Genomic DNA, 16,239 nt, shown 5'->3' on the forward strand with positions numbered 1-16,239 from the left:
CCCTAGAGTTTTTAGGGTTTACCGCAAGGACGATCTGTCGCAGTCCGTTGGGGTGCCGGAACGATTTTCCGGCGCTTTCTCCGGCGCTGGCTCCCCGCCCCTACCGGGATTCCATCAGCAGGCGGGTCAGGTCGGTGATGGAGGCGACCTCCAGCTTTTCCATCGCGTTGTGGCGGTGGACCTCCACCGTCTTCAGGCTGAGATTGATCTCGGCGGCGATGACCTTGTTCGGCTTGCCGGCCACCACCAGCTCCGCCACCTGCCGTTCGCGCGCGGTCAGGCGGGCCAGCAGGGCATGCAGCTCGGCCTTGCGCGCCCGGTCCCGCCAGAGGGCGGCCGACTTCTCCAGCGCCTCATGCACGCGGTCGAGCAGCATCTGGTCGTTGAACGGCTTCTCGATGAAATCCACCGCGCCGGCACGGAAGCTGCGCGCCGCCATCGGCACGTCGCCATGGCCGGTGACGACCACGACCGCCAGCGGCGAGTCCGCACGGGCAAGCGTGTCCTGCAACTCCAGCCCGCTCATCCCCGGCATCCGCACGTCGGTAACGAGACAGCCCGGCCGGCCGGTGCCGACCGCGCGCAGGAACTCCTCCCCCGAGGCGAAGGGCAGCACCGGCACCCCCAGCGCGCCGATCAGCCAGACCAGGGAATGGCGCATCGCCGGATCGTCGTCGACGACATAGACGGTGCGGGCGGCGTGATCGGCAGTCCCGGCGGCGGTTGCGGTCATGATGACGTCTCTCCCCGATGATCCGGGCCGGCGGCCGGTCCGCAGTTGTCGGCGATGGGCAGGACCACGCGCATGACGGTGCCGCCGCCGGGATTGTCCGACGCCTCCAGGTGGCCGCCATGGGCTTCGACGATGGTCCGGCAGATCGACAGGCCCAGCCCCATCCCGTCCGGCTTGGTGGTGAAGAAGGGTTCGAACAGTCGCGCCCGTGCCACATCGGACAGGCCCTGGCCCCGGTCGGCGACGGCTATTCCGATCCGCCCCGGACCTTCCCCCGGCAATTCCATATGCGTGCGGACGGTCACCCGCGCCGCGCCGGGTTCCACCCCCTCCATGGCATCCAGCGCGTTCTTGACCAGATTGAGCACGACCTGCTCGACCTGCACCGCATCGGCCAGCACCGGCGGCAGCCCGTCGGCCAGCTCCGCGGCGATGGCGATGCCGTCGCTCCGCGCGCTGGCTTCGCACAGGACGATGGCTGCACGCACCGCCTCGTTCACGTCCACCCGCTCGATGTGACCGCCGCCCTGGCCGGTCCGGCCGCGGGCGAAGCCGCGGATGCGCGCGATGATCCGCCCGGCGCGCTCGGCCTGTTCGGCGATGGCGCGGGTGATGCCGGCCAGCTCCGCCGGATCCCCGGCCCCCATCTCCAGCCGGCGGGTACAGCCGCGGGCATAATTGGCGATGGCGCCCAGCGGCTGGTTCAGCTCATGGGCGAGGTTGCTCGCCATCTCGCCCAGGATGGACAGGCGGGCGACATGGTCCATTTCGCGCCGCCGGGCCCGGGCGCTTTCCTCCGCCCGTCGGCGTTCGGCCATCTCGTGGACGAGGCTGCCGTTGGCGGCCCGCAATTCCGCCGTGCGCACCTTGACCAGATGCTCGACCCGGAGCGAATGGATCGCCCACCACAGCAAGGCGGCGGCGGCGAAGGCCAGCCATTTCCAGTAGCGCCACAGCAGGTCGGCCAGCGACACCTCCCGCAGATGCCGGTACGGCCCGATGCGCAGGGCCTGGAACAGGCCGTGGACCGGCTGGTAGTCCAGCGGCACCGTCCAGCCGAGATAGCCGCCGGCCAGCGCCGCCGGATGCTTCTCCGGCATCTGGAACAGGGCGACGACGACATCCTTGGCCAGCGCCTCCGGCGTCGCGGCCAACCGCGCCAGCGGCCAGTCCGGATACAGGTCGCTGGACAGCGCGCAGCCGAAGCCCGGCGCCGTCCGGGGAGCGAGGATGCGGAATCGGCTGGGATCGATGCGCCCCTCGGCCGCCAGTTCCTCCAGCACGCAGGCGCGCAGGATACCGGCATCCGCCTCGCCGTCGCGCACGGCGAAGGCGATGCGGTCCACCGGAAATCCCGAGAAGCGCAGGTCGCGCAGGTCGCCGAAGGGATCCAGCCCCGCCTGCTGCATGAGGCCCCAGGCGATCTGAAAGCCGCCGAACGCTTCGGGGGCGCTCGCCATCACCGTATGGCCGGCGAGATCGGCAACCCCGCCGATGTCGTCTCGGTCGGCGCGCACGATCAGGGTCGAACCGATGGCCGCGCCCGTCGGCCCGCTGCGCGCCGAATGCAACGTCGCGATGCGGGTGACGCCATGGCGTGCCTCGAGCTCCACATAATTGCCGGTGTTGGTCAGAACGAAATCGACCGCCCCCGTCCGCACCGCCGCATCCATGCCGGCAAGGTCGAGCGGCACCATCTCCGCCCCACGCTCGGGAAAACGGTCGGCCAGATAACGGACGGTCGGCTCCCAGACGGCGTTGGCGTGGTCGTCGCCCCGGTAGGCCAGCACCGCGACCCGGATCGGCGGATCGGCGGCCATCGCCGGGCCGAGTGCCGCGCACAGCAGTCCCAGCACCCCGAGAACCGGCCCGGAAGCCAAGCCGGGAGCCAACCCGGGCGGGCGGAGGCCACCCCGCTTCCCGCCGCCTATGCCGATACCGAACACAGCCACCCACCCGGTTCCCGCCTGCGATCGACCACGCCGTCCCATCGGCCGAGCGATAGCCCAGACCGGGACGATCGACGCTGATTCAGGTCAAGCATCCGGTTGGGAACACGCCCGGCCCCCGTCAGGCGCCGCGATCCTGCAAAGGTCCGGTCATCGCTTCCGCTGCGCGACGGGAGGCGACGCAACGCAGGATCTCCCGCTGCAACAGGGCGCGGTCGATGGGCTTGGGCACATGACCGTCCATTCCCGCCCCATAGCAGCCGGCGATGTCGTCCGGAAAGGTATTGGCGGTCAGCGCCACGATGGCGGTCCGGCCGGCCGGACCCGGCAACCCGCGGATCGCCCGCGTCGCCTCCAGCCCGTCCATCACCGGCATGTTGAGGTCCATCAGGATCACGTCGAAGGCTTCGCGCCCGACCGCCTCCACCGCCTGCGCGCCGTCCTCCACCGCCACGACGGCGTGACCGGCCTGCTTCAGCAGCGTGACCGCCAGCAGGCGGTTCATCTCCACATCCTCGGCAACCAGAATGCGCAGGGAGTCCGCGGTCGGGGAAGCCGGAGCGGGACGGTCGGCAGCCGGCATGGCAGGGAGGGATCGGGCCGGAGCCGGCACCGGAACCGGTGGTGGCTGTGTTTGCGCCTGCGCAGCCGCCGGCGGACGCAGCCGGTTCAGCCGGTCGCGCAGTTCCGCCGGGTCGTAGGGCTTGGCGATCATGTCGTAGCCGCCCAGCGCCACGTCGTCGGCGACCACCGCATGGGCGGCGAAGCCCGACGCGAGCAGCACCGGCAGGCCGGGCCGCAGCCGCCGCGCCTCGCGCGCCAGCTCCGCCCCGGTCATGCCCGGCGGCATCACGATGTCGCTGAACAGCAGGTCGAGCGGCTCGCCGCCGCGCAGCACCACCAGGGCCTCCCCCGCACCGGACGCGCCGGTCACCCGATGCCCCCAGCTGCGCAGCAGGGCGCAGCCATTCTCCAGGATGTTGTGGTCGTCCTCGACCATCAGGATCGACAGGCCGGTCGGACCTTGCGCAGCGCCAGCAGGCCGGCCGCTCGCGTCGGCCAGCCGGTCCGGCGGGAAATGGGCGGTCACGGCGGTGCCCTGCCCGACCCGGCTGGACAGGGTCAACGTGCCGCCATGCAGCTCGACCAGCCGGCGGGTCAGCGGCAGTCCGAGCCCGGCACCCTCGGTCTGGCGGTTCGCCGGGCTGTCGACACGGGTGTAGGCCTGCAGGACACGGCCGAGATCCTGTTCGGGGATGCCGACCCCATTGTCGCGCACCTCCAGCAGCAAACCGCCCTCCGGCGCCGGTCCGGCGGTCAGCGACACGGCACCGCCCGCCGGGGTGTATTTCACCGCGTTGGACAGGAGGTTCAGCAGGATCTGACGGATGCGGCGCTCGTCGCCGCGCAGATGGCGTGCGGCGGGGTCCACCCGCGCCGAGAGGACGATGCCGGCGCGCGCCGCGCGCGGCGTCAGCAGCCGGATGGCGAAGACGGCGGCGGCATCCAGGTCGACCACCTCGTCGTCCAGCACCAACTGCCCGGCCTCCGCCCGGACATGGTCCAGGATCTCGTTGATCAGCTCCAGCAGATGCTGGCCGCTGTCGCGGATGTTGACGGCGAAATCGCGGTAATGGGCGTTGCCGACCGGTCCCTCCGATTCCCGCGCGATCAGGTCGGCGAAACCGATGACGGCGTTCATCGGCGTGCGCAGCTCATGGCTCAGGCTCGCCAGGAATTCCGTCTTGGTCCGGCTGGCGGCCTCCGCCGCATGGCGGGCGTCCTGAAGCTCGGCCTCCATTATCTTGCGGGCGGTGACGTCGCGCTCGACGATGACATAATCCTGCGGCGCGCCCCAATCGTCGGTGACCAGCCGCACCGCGCCCTCCACCCAGACCCAGCGGCCGTCGGCGTGGCGCAGCCGATAGGTCGTCTTAAGGGTCGGATGATCCGGCGTCAGCTGCGCCAGCCCGGCGGCGACCGCGGGGCGGTCGTCGGGGTGCATGCGCTCCACCAGCGGGCGGCCGACCAGATCGGCCGGTGCGCAGCCCAGGCTGTCGCGCGCCGCCTCAGAACAGAAGCGCCGCACGCCGTCCAGCCCGATGCGGCCGATGATGTCGGTGACGCTGCGCGCCAGCTGGCGGTAGCGTGCCTCGCTGGCGCGGATCGCCCGCTCCGCCTCATGCCGCCGGGTGATGTCGCGGGCGCCGACCGACACCATGACGATGGTGCCGCCGGCATCGCGGATCGGCACCTGCGACACCTCCCACCAGCGGGTGACGCCATCCCGGGTATGCTGCTCCTCGAACCGGGTGGGAGCGCCGGCATCGATGCAGGATTGCAGGTCGGCCACCACCTTGGCGGCAAGGTCCGGCGACAGCAGCGTGTCGAGCGACCGCCCTTCCGACCCCTCCACGGAAACGCCCAGCGTGCGGCAGGCGGCGGCGTTGGCGCATTGCAGGACGAAACCGCCGTCCTCGCGGACACGGACGATGACGAGGCTGTCGGCCGACGTGTCGAACACCGCACGGAACAGTGCCCCGCTCTCGCCGAGCGCATGTTCGTCGGCAAAGCGGCGGTGCTCGCGTGCCAGCATGGTCCCCAGCAGACCGATGCCCAGGCTGGTGAAGGCGGTCAGCGGCAACGCCGCCGCCTCCAGCACCCGCAGGGCAAGATCCATCTCGGGCAGCAGCAGCAGGGCCGCCAGCGTCAGCGGCGCGACGGCAAGCCCGAACAGCGTCAGCTGCCCGAAGCCGAGCGCGCCTTTTCCCAGCCCCTGCCACTGCCCGCCCTTCCGCGCGGCACGCCGGTCGGTCAGGCGTGCCAGCAGCCGCGCCAGCAACGGCGCCGCAAGTGCGGTCAGCAGGATGCCGGCGGCACCGCTCGGCGCGCCCACGCCGCCGAGCCACAGCCGCACCGCGCCGGCCAACCCGGCCGAAACCAGCGCAGCCGGCCAGCCGCCGAACAGCCCGGCCAACCCGACCATCGTGTTGCGCAGATCGATCAGAACCCCGGCATCGACGGGATAGGCATCCAGCATCGAGATGACCGCCGCGAGGCCGAACAGCAGGCCGGAGAGAAAGGGGAAGGCGTGGGGCCGGGCACCGAACCGCCGCAATATGAATCGATAGGCGAGCAGAACCAGCGCCAACAGCCCGACGCCGTGCGCAAGAGCGATGATGATGGCCATTCCCATTGCTCCGCCCCCCTCGGCGGTTCACCGGAACCTGATCCCCGACCGGACTCTTACACAGGCAACCAATCGAGATGAAGACGCGATTCGAAACAGTCATGGCGCCTTTTCGTCTCCTGCCATCCCGGCTGCTTCCGCTCCGCCGGACGCCCGCTCCCGGGAACTACGGGGCGGTCGAGTTTTCGCGCCGGGTCGGCTAGGATGTTCCGGCGATTATTCCCGGCCATCATGCTCTCGTAGGCGTCGGTATGCTGTTGAAGGTTTTCTCGCGGAGCCTGGTCGCCCGAACGACGGCATCGGCGGTGCTGCTGGTGTCGGTGCTGATCGCCGTGCCAATGGCGGTCCTGATCCAGGCCGATGTCAGCAACACGCGGGCCGAGCTGGCCATCCGGGCGGAGATGGCGACCAGGATCGTCCTGGACGGCGTCTCCAGCGCCCTGTGGGACCTCGACCCGGAGGAGGCGATGGCCGCGCTGACCCCGCTGCGGTCGATCGACAGCTTCGCCGAAGCGGTGATCCTCGGCACCCATGGCGAGCGTTTCGCCATCTATAGGAAGCCGGGAACGGGGACGATCGGCGAAGCGGCCACGACCGCCGCCGCCGTGCCGCTGATCCATCAGGACCGCGGCGGTGCCGTCCGCAACATCGGCACTCTGCTGGTCAGGCTGGACACCGCCGCGACCGACGCGGCCATCCGCCATCATGTCCTGGCTCTCACCGGGGTCGGTGCGTTCACCCTGCTGCTGGTGGTGCTGGGCGTGGTGTGGGCGACGCGCGGCATGACGCTGCCCATCGCCGGCATGACCCGCGCCATGGCCGACCTGGCCGCCGGCGACGTGACGGTCGACGTGCCGGTGCGCCACCGCGACGACGAGATCGGCCGCATGGCCAAGGCGCTCGGCACCTTCCGGCAGAACGCCATCGACCTGCGCGTTGCCAAGGAGCGGGCCGAGCAGGCGGTGGCATCGAAGGCCAAGTTCATGGCCGCCGCCAGCCACGACCTGCGCCAGCCCGCCCAGTCGCTGCTGATGCTGACCGCCATGCTGCGCGCGACCGCGCCGACCCCGGCGGTGGCGGACTCGGCGCGCAAGATCGAACAGGTCGTGATGACCCTGAAGCAGCTGCTGGACGACCTGCTGGAGGTGTCGCGGCTGGATGCCGGCGGCGTCACCGCCAACATGGGCGTCCATGAGATCGCAGATCTGCTCGAAGCGCTGGAGGCGCAGTTCGGCCCGGTGGCGCGCGCCAAGGGCCTGGCTTTCGGCGTGCCGCCTTCCCGCGCATCGGTGGTGACCGACCGCGTGCTGCTGCTGCGCCTGCTGGGCAATCTGATCGACAACGCCATCCGCTATACGCCGTCGGGCCAGATCCAGATCGCCTGCCTGGAATCGGGCGGCACCCTGATCGTCGAGGTGCGCGACAGCGGCATCGGCATCCCGGAAGACCGGCTCGACGCCATCTGGGAGGAGTTCCACCAGATCGGCAACCCGGAGCGCAACCGTGACAACGGCATCGGTCTCGGCCTGTCGATCGTCAAGCGGCTGGCCACGGTGCTGGACCATCCGGTAAAGCTGCGCTCGACGCTGGGCAAGGGGTCGGTCTTCTCGGTGATGGTGCCGCTGGCGCCCGATGTCGCGCCCGATGCGGAACCCGTTGCCGGGACCATGGTCGCGGCGGACACCGGCACCGCATCGCTGACGACGTTGGCGGACGCAGCCGCCAACGGCAGCGGGATCGCCATCCTGGTGATCGACGACGACAGCTTCGTGCTGTCCGCCATTGCGATGTTCCTGACCACGGCCGGCCATCGCGTCGTCAGCGCCGCCACCGTCGCCCAGGGGCTGCGCGCGGTGGAGGACGACACCGTCCGGCCCGACGCCATCATCGCCGACTATCATCTGTCCGCCACCGAGAACGGCCTCGATTTCATTGCCGAGATTTGGCGGCGGCTGGGCGTGCGCATTCCGGCAGTGCTGATTTCAGGCCGCCTGGAAGACGCGGTGACGCGCCGGGCGGCGGAGATGGGGGTAGCGGTCGCCGCCAAGCCGATCCTGCCCGACAGGCTGACGGCCCTGGTGGCGGCGATGACCGGCGCACGGCAAGCGGCGTCCGGACAGGTGCCGCCTGGACAGACGGCAGTGGAGCAGGCCATTCCGCTTAATACTCCGGCCAAGTAACCCGGGCCCACCTCTGTCCCAGGACTTAGGACCAAAAACGATCTCACACGGCTGCCCGCCCTGTGACACAACATCGGGACATCGCCCAAGAACAGCACAAGCAGCCAAAGCTTGAGCACGGAAGATGCAACCCTGGAGGATTCCATGCGCTGCGCCACCACGACCGATATCACGCGAATCCGCGACATCATCGCCGGTTTCGACTTCGGCTACGTCGTCGAGCGGGCCATCGCCGCGGGGATGACCCGCGCCGCTTCCGAAGCCGCCCTGCCCCAGTTGAAGGCTTTCCTGCTGGCATGCGCCGAACATCCCGACCGCGACATCGTTCCGCAGTCCGCCGCCTGCGACGAGCTGTGGCATGAATTCATCGTTGCCGATACCCGCGCCTATTTCCGCTTCTGCGACGCGGTGTATGGCGAGTACCTCCACCACAATGGTGTCTCCACGCCCGCCGAGCGGATGGCGGCAGCCCGTGCCGGCAGCGCCAGCCTGTTCGCCGCCGCGGATTGCCTGCGCAAAGCAAAGGGTGCCGACTGCCTGCGTGAAGCCAAGCCCGCCGATTGTCTCCGCGAGGCCCGGCACACGGCAACCGCTTTGGACGGCCACGGCTTCGGATGGTAACCGCAGGCCGGGAGCGGTCTGGATTGAGCGCTCTCTAAAGATACGGATGAGGACAGCCGGCGGCATTGGACGGGGTGAAGGCCAATGCCGCAACCGGCCCCCTGCCGGCGGCCGCCGCGTGGCCATGGCAGACTGACCCGGGACGTCAGCCGCGGGCGTCACAGTGTCGGAAGGGTCGGTTTCAGTGGCTTCCGGCTCAGGTTCAGCCGGGGCCACCGTCGATCAGAGCTTTGGCTCGGAACGACAAAGGGCAATCCCGTTGAGCGAGGCGGAGGATTGCATCCCGAGCCAGTGTCCTGCTGGCGGTGTTGCCGATGAAACTCGACACGGAATCGGAGAACTCCAGAACGATGTTGTTCGTTCCGATGGTTTCCCGGTAATCGACCCTCGATACGGCTTTGTACGGCTTCCTGCGGATCCTGATAACCCGGCATTCGATGTGATCCGGATGCAGGGTCAAGGTCGGTTTCAGGGTGCTCGACGACCAACTGAGCCATGGAATCCCCTTCCATCCTGAAAATGCGGCGACCAGGGGGACGCCTGTCCCCTCGCCTTTCGGTTCGACCGCGCCTTCCCTGGCTGCCGACAGCTTGATCCTGAGGTAAAGGAACATGGCCAGCCCGCCGAATGCGGTGAGCGACAGCGCTACGGCTATGAAGGTCAGGCCGGACGTATCGCTCATATGCTCATTCCCGTGAGTTGCGAATAGCCCTGCCCTTGCGGTCAGCCGAAGTTCAGGCCACCGAACGGCGTGATGAAGTTGTCGCTCAGCACATTGCCGCGCAAGGCCACATAGTCCGGAACCACCAGCGGGATCACCGGCATGTCGGTCATCACGAGGCGCTCGGCATCCTTGTAGACCTCGGCCCGGAGGTTCGGATCCGGGATGGCCATCGCCCGTTCGATCAGGCCATCGAATTCCGCGTTCGCCCAGCCCACCGGGTTGAAGCGGCTGCGGCTGGTGAACAGCTCGTCCAGGAAATTCATCGGGTCGGGGTAGGTCGCGGTCCAGCCGAACAGGAAGGCGTCATAGTCGCGACGCCGGGAACGGGCGATGAATTCCTGGCGCGGAGACGTCGCCAGCTTCGCCGGGATACCGGCATTGTTCCATTGCGAGACGTAATAGACGAACTCGCGCCGGTACTCCGGCACGACAGCCACCGTGAAGGGATCGATGCCGCGGCCGTCCGGATAGCCGGCTTCCTCAAGCAACTGCTTCGCCAGCATCGGATCGTAGGCCAACGGCTCCAGCCGTTCGTTCGACAGCAGCGCCGGCGGCACCACGCCATTATGGACCGTCGCCACGCCGCGGAAGAACCGTTCGGCCATCGCCTGGCGGTCGATCAGCAGCGACATCGCCCGGCGCACCCGCAGGTCGGCGAAGGCCTTCACCCGGCGCGGGTCGAGAGCCAGCACACGCATCTGCATCCGCGGCACGTTGGACAGCGACCGCTTGAAGCCGGGATCGTCCATCACCCCGCGCAGCGCGTCGGTGTCGACGAAGGTGAAATCGACCTGGCTGTCGTTGAACAGGGTGATGCCGTCATTGCCGATGCCGGTGGCAAGGAAGGACACCCGCTCGAACGGCACCGCACCGCCACGCCAGGCGGGGTTCGCCTCCACATCGATGCGGATCCCCTCGTTGGAGCGGACGAGGCGATAAGGACCGGTGCCCGCCGACATGGTGCGGAACCAGTCGGGCCCGGCTTCCTCCGCCGCGTCCACGTCGACGATGTTGAAGCGGGCAAAGGGGAAGACGGCGCAGGGCTCGTCGCAGACGACGTCCAGGGTGCGGTCGTCGATCACGGAGACGCCGGACAGTTCGCGGGCGGTCTTGGCCCGCACTTCGCGAAACCCCCGGACCTTGGCCAATGCCAGCACCGCGAAGTTGGCGCCCTCGGTCGCCAGCGCGGCTTCGAAGCTGCGCTTCACGTCACGGGCGGCAAAGGGCCGGCCGTTGTGGAAGGTCGCGCCCTCGCGCAGGGTCAAGCGCCAGCGCCGGGCATCCTCCGACGCCTCCCAGGCGGTGGCGAGGCCCGGCAGGATGCGCCCCTGGGGATCGACACTGGTCAGGCTCTCATACATCGAGCCCAGAACCTGCCGCGCGACCAGATCGCTGACGGTGAGAGGATTGAGGGCCGCGGGCAGGGACTTGAGCCCGATGCGCAGGGATCCGGCCGCGGCACCGGCCGGCCGCGGCGCCGCGCCTGCCAATGCGGCGGCGCCGAGAAGGCCAAGGAAATGTCGTCTCCGCACAGCCGGCATCGCCGTCCCATAGCATCGATGTTGTTGCCGCAACCCTTACCATGGGGCAGGGCAGGCGGTCACCCTGGCCGACGGGGAGAGGGTTTCGCGTTCGAAAGCAACCATTGGGAGTGGCGATTTGCAGAAACAACCGAGGCGTGCTTTCGCGTTCGAAAGCCTCAGGCGTTCAGCAGAGCGTCGATGCGGTCGCGCAACGCCTGCAACCGCTCGCGATGCTCACGCTGCAAGGCGCCGGCGATGCCGTCTATCGCTGCCAGATCCTTGTCCATCCGGTTGATCGCCTTGCCAAGCACCCGCAGCGGCTCCGCCGAGGTCGATGCCGCCGGACGGGCGGCCCGCACCGCGCCGACGGTCAGCCCGCCGGTGCGGGCGGTCTGCCACAGCCGGCGCAGTTCCGCCTCTTCCTCGACGAAAGCCAGCTCGACCAGGGCGGAGCGCGACACCGCATCCGGGTTGGCACGGTAATCGGCCAGGATGTCGCCGGGCAGGCGCAGCACCTTCAGGCGCTTGGACACCTCCGCCTCCGAACAACCGACCGCCGCCGCCACCTCCGCCTGGGTGTAGCCATGCGCCTCGATCAGCTGGGACAGGCCACGGGCGAGGTCGATGGCATCCAGGTCGACACGCTGGACATTCTCGATCAGCGCAATCTCTTCCGGGCGGCCCTTGGTGATGATCGCGGCGATGGTGTTGCGGCCGAGCAGCCGGTGGGCGCGCAGCCGCCGCTCGCCGGCGACCAGCCGGTAGCGGCCCTTGTCCGTTCCCTCCTGCACCAGCACCGGCTGCTGCAACCCGTGACGGGCGATGGACTCCGCCAGCGACCGCAGGGACTCGTCGTCGAACACCGTGCGCGGCTGTCCCGGATTGGTCTCGATGACGTCGAGATCGACCTCGACCAGCCGGGGAAGCACGCCGCTCAGCCCGAACATGCGGTCGGTTTCGGCCGCGAAGCCGGCTTCCTTGGCCTGGAGCACGGTGGCGGCGGTCTGGCGGGTCAGCTTCTTAGGCGGCATCGACGGTCTCCTGCAGTCGGCCCGTGGCGGTCAGCAGCGCGGATGCGATGGCGGCATAGCTCTCCACCCCCGGCGCGCCGATGTCGGCATCCAGCGTGATGACATTGGCACCGGCCGCCTGGGCGTAGATCGTCGCGCGCGGCACCGGCGGGAACACGCGGCGGTCGCCGCCCCACAGCCGCTGGATGTCGTCCAGTGAAGACCGGTCCTGGGTCTGGCGCGGGTTGACCATGGTCGGCAGAATGCCCAGCACCTCCAGCCGCGGATTCAGCCGCCGCTGGATCTTGGCAACGGTGTCGAGGAAGGCGCTGACTCCCAGGATGGCATGCGGCTCGGCCTGGCAGGGCACCAGCACGTAATCGGCCGCGGTCAGCGCGTTGATCGTCACCGCACCCAGGTTGGGGGCGCAGTCGATGACGATCACGTCGTAGCGCGCCTTAACCCCGTCCAGGATCTCGGCCAGCGCCGTCTGCGCGTTGGTCAGGTTGCCGGGCAGCTCGGTATCGGCGCTCGCCAGCGCGATGCTGGAGGGCACCACGTCCAGCCCCTCGACGCTGGTCGGGCGGATCACGGCGTCCAGCGTCGTCTTGCCCATCAGCGCATGATAGAGAACCTTGCCGGCCTCGGTCAGTGCCACGATGTCGGTCTGTGGCACGCCGACATGGATGGTGGCGTTGCCCTGCGGGTCGGCGTCGACCAGCAGCACCCGGTTCCCGGCACGCGCCAGGATGAAGGCGAGGTTGATCGACGTCGCGGTCTTGGCAGTGCCGCCCTTCTGGAGGCCGACGGCGACGGTGGTGCCGCGGCGGGGCAGGGGGCTTTCCGGCCGTTCCAGATCCAGCAGCAGCAGCCGGCCCAGCAGATCGCGGGGCAGGGCCTCCTTGCCGGTTTCCCATTTGCTCAGGCGCTGCTTGTCGTATTTGCGGCCGGTCAGTTCGTTGACGAACGCCGCCATCTGCGTCTGGGTCAGGCCCCGCCGTTCCCGCAACGCCTTCAACTGGTCCCCTGTCACGCCCCGTCCTCCTGCCCCGTCACCGGTTGCGCCGACCCTATCAAGTTGTCGCGACTCCGGCAACGGGTGTCTACCGGACGGGTGTCCGCCAAAAGGGCAGGGGTGCTACACGGTTTCGTCGTACTCCACCTTCGGGGCGTCGATCCAATTTTCGGGCTGGCCCTGGTCCTTCTTCCAGAACAGCACCGGCAGCTCGGCGTTCAGCACACGTCCCAGCACGGCGCCGCGGGACTTCATCGTCTCCTTGTATTCCGCCGTCTCGACGATCCGCACACCGTAGCCGGGGATGCGGTCGGCGGCCAGCACGGGACCCAGCGCGTTCTTGAACTTGCGCAGGTCGTTGTCGGAGCCGACGCGCTTGCGCAACGGTTCCAGCGCCATCCAGAAGGCATGTCCGCGGGCCAGATGGGCTCGCGCGATCTCGTAGAGCCGCTTTTCCACCGGCTTCAGCGCGAAATACTGGTCGTGGTAGATCAGCAGATTGTGGCCCAATGCCGCGCGGGTGACCCAGCCGGACAGCGTGAGCTTCAGCCCGCGCACCGCCCGCTCGCCGTCCTTCTTGCGCTGGTAGAGCAGCTTATAGTCGGAAATCCACGAGAAGGCGCCGCTCTCGCCCTCGCCGCCGGTCTCCAGGTTGGTCTTGATCTGCGTACCCTGCAGGCGCTCCAGCGCCCCTTCGATCTTGTCGTAGGCGCTGCCGCCGGCAGTTTTGCCGACGATCCGCTGCAGGTCGCTGGTGGTGAAATGCAGTTCGCCCAGCTTGGCCGGAATCTTGCCCTGTTCCATCTTCTCGCGCAGCAGCGAGATGGCATAGAGCAGCACCGCCTTGTCCCAGATCGTCGCAACGCCGACATTCTTCGGCGCCCGCACCTCGATCCGCACCTTGCCGTCATCATAGGTCGGCAGCGATTCCGCCTTGTCCTTCGACAGGCCGAACAGGCTGTAGACCATCATGTGACGGTCGTTCTGGACGTCGCCGGTCAACGGGGAATCCAGCCGCAGAGCCAATTGCAGCGGCCGGTCGAGCAGCTCGGCGGTGTTGGTCTGGGTCATGCCGTCTCTCCGCGGCTCCTGTCCGAACTGGAATGGGATCGATGGGATGGTGAAGCGGTCTATCGAAGCCATAATCCACAAGCCTGCCACCCTGTTCCATAGCTCCGGCTCAAACGTCGCCGTTCTGCCGAAAGATTCCCGGAACCGGCGGGAAAACACGGACTGAATGTCGCCATTCTGCCAGCTTTCTGTTTGCGGTCGCAGTTTGCGGGGCGATCGGCTCCCGCCCGGGAGACATCCGGACCGGAGGGGCGGGCAGCGTCTCCGTTCTGCCGCGGCAGAGACGCAAGAGGACGAAGAATCTCGAATCAAGCCATTGATTTTGCTGTGATATACTCCGCAACTCCACACCGCTTCGGCCCCATTACCCTTCATATAGGGCCTGTGACTGGCAGAACGGCGACATTCGGCAGATGGGCGGTCGGACCGATTCCTTCCCGATTCTCCGCCGATTCTGGCAGCTCCGCGGCTGGTGGGGGGAGGGGAGGGGAGGATTATTCGGCATAACGGCGACACTCGCCGAGGCCAATCCTTGGACATGCGGCCGCCGGTCAAAAGAATCTTTCGGCACAACGGCGACGTTCCTATCCGAATCTTTCGGCACAACAGCGACACTCGGCACCGGCGAGCCGGGCATTCGGAGAGCCAAGCTGTTGATTCCTACATAAGAATCGCTCCGCTCCGCCTTGAAGTGACGCTGAAACGCCGTTTTCCCAAGACCATGGACAGACGCGCAACGCGACGTACACATTTCAAAAAACGGGCGAAAACCGCCCTCATGCCATCGTCGTGCGCCCATGCCAGTTGCTGGCCGGTGCCACGGGTTCGTGCAGCCTTGAAGGAGCGCACCATGACATAACGGAGGAACCGCCTCCGCAAACACAAAAGGCCCGGATTGCTCCGGGCCCTTCGTGTCGGACGGAGGAGACCGAGGGAAACCCGGGCACCCCACATCTGGCTGTTTGGCGACTCCATGATGGCAGGGCAGGCCCACAAAGCCAAGCGGATTCCATGGAGTCCGTCGACGCTCTTCCCTTGTCTTCGCCCGTCCACGGATCGACCGACAGACGGGTATCCCAATGAAGCCATACATCGACATGTACCGGCACTGGATTGCCATGCCCGGCATTCAGGCGGCCGATATCGCGGTGTTGTCCGCGCTCTACGCCCATGCCGACCGCGACGGTGTCTGCACCGCCACGCAAGGCGAGCTGGCCGAAGAGCTTGGGCAGAGCCGCGCGTGGTTCAACGCTGTGCTGAAAGGTCTGCAGGAACCGGAAGCGGCACTGGTCTGCGCCAGATCGCGTCGCGGCCTGCGCGGTTTCGCCTATCAGTTGGCTGGGATGGACGGCGCAACCGCCGGCATTTCCTGTCAGCCGGCTGACAGCAGCCGTCACCCGGCCGGCATTTCCTTGGAATCCTGGAATCCTGAATCCTCCTCCTCCCAATCGGATGGGGGATCGAGCCGAAGCGACGATGCCCTGGCGGCCGACTGGCAGCCGGAACCATCGGACCTCGCCTGGGCGGCTCGGGAACGGCCGGAGGTCGATGCAGGGCGGGTGACGGCGAAATTCGTCGCCTGGTGTCGCAAGGCGCACCGCCGCAACGGCTACCGGCCTCCGGATCCGGGAGCGGCATGGCGCCGCTGGATCTCGCGGGAGCTGGTGGCGCCGGCCGAACCGCCGGCGATTTCGCCCACGATTTCGGCCACTGCGCCTTCCTCCGTCCCCCAGTACCGCCGGGAGCCCCGCCATGACCGCCGTTCAGCCCCCTTGCGTGCCGGACATTCCCAGTCCGCCGGCGAAGGCGCAGGCCGGAACCGCGAGACCCTCGCCGCCCTGCGCCTTCGTCTTTCTGGCCAGGCTTGAGGCCGCCGACCTCAGGTTCGAGACGCAGGATCTGTCGCCGGCCGAGATCGGCGCGCTGGCCGACCGGGTGGAGCAGGCCATTGGCGTCCTGACCCCCGCAATCGGGGTGGACAATGTCCTGACCGGATTGGAAAAGCTGGCCGACCGCTTCGCCCTGGATCTGCCGGACGCCGAGCTGCTGGAAGCGGATGTGCGGGCGATGGCGGACTGGCCGGCCGACCGCTGGATGGCGGCGTTCGACGAGGTGTGGGCCGGCTTCCGCAGCGGTTGGAGCCGCTTTCCGACGCTCGGCGATTTCCGCGAGGCTCTGGCCGGCCGGCCGCCGACGGCGGACGGACGCGCTGCCGACGATCTC

General features: G+C 68.3%; 11 protein-coding genes. 3 read left to right on the forward strand and 8 right to left on the reverse strand.

Annotation, left to right across the window (positions count from 1 at the left end; translation table 11 throughout):
• Positions 1–100 precede the first annotated feature (100 nt).
• From ABMY26_RS28375 to ABMY26_RS28385, 3 genes are all read right to left on the reverse strand, one after another.
• Positions 101–733, reverse strand: coding sequence for a response regulator transcription factor (locus ABMY26_RS28375; RefSeq protein WP_372399526.1), 633 nt, complete (start codon positions 731–733; stop codon positions 101–103).
• Positions 730–2,589 (reverse strand): PhnD/SsuA/transferrin family substrate-binding protein, encoded by a 1,860-nt coding sequence (locus ABMY26_RS28380; RefSeq protein WP_372399527.1) that lies wholly within the window; start codon positions 2,587–2,589, stop codon positions 730–732. The genes ABMY26_RS28375 and ABMY26_RS28380 overlap by 4 nt, the downstream gene beginning before the upstream one ends.
• Positions 2,590–2,803: 214 nt before the next feature.
• On the reverse strand, positions 2,804–5,872 hold the full coding sequence (locus ABMY26_RS28385; RefSeq protein WP_372399528.1) for a response regulator: 3,069 nt from the start codon (positions 5,870–5,872) through the stop codon (positions 2,804–2,806).
• A 251-nt stretch (positions 5,873–6,123) separates the two neighbouring features.
• Between ABMY26_RS28385 and ABMY26_RS28390 the strand changes: the two genes are divergently transcribed.
• Together ABMY26_RS28390 and ABMY26_RS28395 are read left to right on the forward strand one after the other, a co-directional pair.
• The gene (locus ABMY26_RS28390; protein WP_372399529.1) at positions 6,124–8,052 is read left to right on the forward strand and encodes a hybrid sensor histidine kinase/response regulator; all 1,929 of its coding nucleotides are present in this window, start codon (positions 6,124–6,126) and stop codon (positions 8,050–8,052) included.
• Positions 8,053–8,163: 111 nt separating this feature from the next.
• Positions 8,164–8,673: a hypothetical protein gene (locus ABMY26_RS28395; protein ID WP_372399530.1), complete on the forward strand. Its 510-nt coding sequence runs from the start codon at positions 8,164–8,166 to the stop codon at positions 8,671–8,673.
• Positions 8,674–8,875: 202 nt separating this feature from the next.
• Here ABMY26_RS28395 and ABMY26_RS28400 read toward each other — a convergent pair whose 3' ends face one another.
• The 5 genes from ABMY26_RS28400 to ABMY26_RS28420 all read right to left on the reverse strand — a co-directional run bounded on the left by ABMY26_RS28400 (position 8,876) and on the right by ABMY26_RS28420 (position 14,016).
• A complete protein-coding gene (locus ABMY26_RS28400) occupies positions 8,876–9,355 on the reverse strand; it encodes a hypothetical protein (RefSeq protein WP_372399531.1) in 480 nt (159 codons plus the stop codon).
• Positions 9,356–9,396: 41 nt separating this feature from the next.
• The gene (locus ABMY26_RS28405; RefSeq protein WP_372399532.1) at positions 9,397–10,938 is read right to left on the reverse strand and encodes an ABC transporter substrate-binding protein; all 1,542 of its coding nucleotides are present in this window, start codon (positions 10,936–10,938) and stop codon (positions 9,397–9,399) included.
• 158 nt (positions 10,939–11,096) lie between these two features.
• Positions 11,097–11,951, reverse strand: coding sequence for a ParB/RepB/Spo0J family partition protein (locus tag ABMY26_RS28410; RefSeq protein ID WP_372399533.1), 855 nt, complete (start codon positions 11,949–11,951; stop codon positions 11,097–11,099).
• Positions 11,941–12,963 (reverse strand): AAA family ATPase, encoded by a 1,023-nt coding sequence (locus ABMY26_RS28415; protein ID WP_372399534.1) that lies wholly within the window; start codon positions 12,961–12,963, stop codon positions 11,941–11,943. Before ABMY26_RS28415 ends, ABMY26_RS28410 begins: the two co-directional genes overlap by 11 nt.
• Before the next feature lie 105 nt (positions 12,964–13,068).
• A complete protein-coding gene (locus tag ABMY26_RS28420; RefSeq protein WP_045584655.1) occupies positions 13,069–14,016 on the reverse strand; it encodes a replication initiator protein A in 948 nt (315 codons plus the stop codon).
• Between the two features lie 1,079 nt (positions 14,017–15,095).
• Here ABMY26_RS28420 and ABMY26_RS28425 point away from each other — a divergent pair.
• A complete protein-coding gene (locus tag ABMY26_RS28425; protein ID WP_372399535.1) occupies positions 15,096–15,884 on the forward strand; it encodes a MarR family transcriptional regulator in 789 nt (262 codons plus the stop codon).
• The last annotated feature ends 355 nt before the right edge of the window (positions 15,885–16,239 follow it).

Source organism: Azospirillum sp. HJ39 (assembly GCF_041507355.1).
In the GTDB taxonomy this organism is placed as follows: Bacteria; Pseudomonadota; Alphaproteobacteria; order Azospirillales; family Azospirillaceae; genus Azospirillum; species Azospirillum thiophilum.

What these genes read in the sequence shown, in the direction of transcription:
- ABMY26_RS28375 (WP_372399526.1), bottom strand. Translation starts at nt 733, where the DNA reads ATGACCGCAACCGCCGCCGGGACTGCCGATCACGCCGCCCGCACCGTC.
- ABMY26_RS28385 (WP_372399528.1), bottom strand. Translation starts at nt 5,872, where the DNA reads ATGGCCATCATCATCGCTCTTGCGCACGGCGTCGGGCTGTTGGCGCTG.
- ABMY26_RS28390 (WP_372399529.1), top strand. Translation starts at nt 6,124, where the DNA reads ATGCTGTTGAAGGTTTTCTCGCGGAGCCTGGTCGCCCGAACGACGGCA.
- ABMY26_RS28400 (WP_372399531.1), bottom strand. Translation starts at nt 9,355, where the DNA reads ATGAGCGATACGTCCGGCCTGACCTTCATAGCCGTAGCGCTGTCGCTC.
- ABMY26_RS28405 (WP_372399532.1), bottom strand. Translation starts at nt 10,938, where the DNA reads ATGCCGGCTGTGCGGAGACGACATTTCCTTGGCCTTCTCGGCGCCGCC.
- ABMY26_RS28410 (WP_372399533.1), bottom strand. Translation starts at nt 11,951, where the DNA reads ATGCCGCCTAAGAAGCTGACCCGCCAGACCGCCGCCACCGTGCTCCAG.
- ABMY26_RS28420 (WP_045584655.1), bottom strand. Translation starts at nt 14,016, where the DNA reads ATGACCCAGACCAACACCGCCGAGCTGCTCGACCGGCCGCTGCAATTG.
- ABMY26_RS28425 (WP_372399535.1), top strand. Translation starts at nt 15,096, where the DNA reads ATGAAGCCATACATCGACATGTACCGGCACTGGATTGCCATGCCCGGC.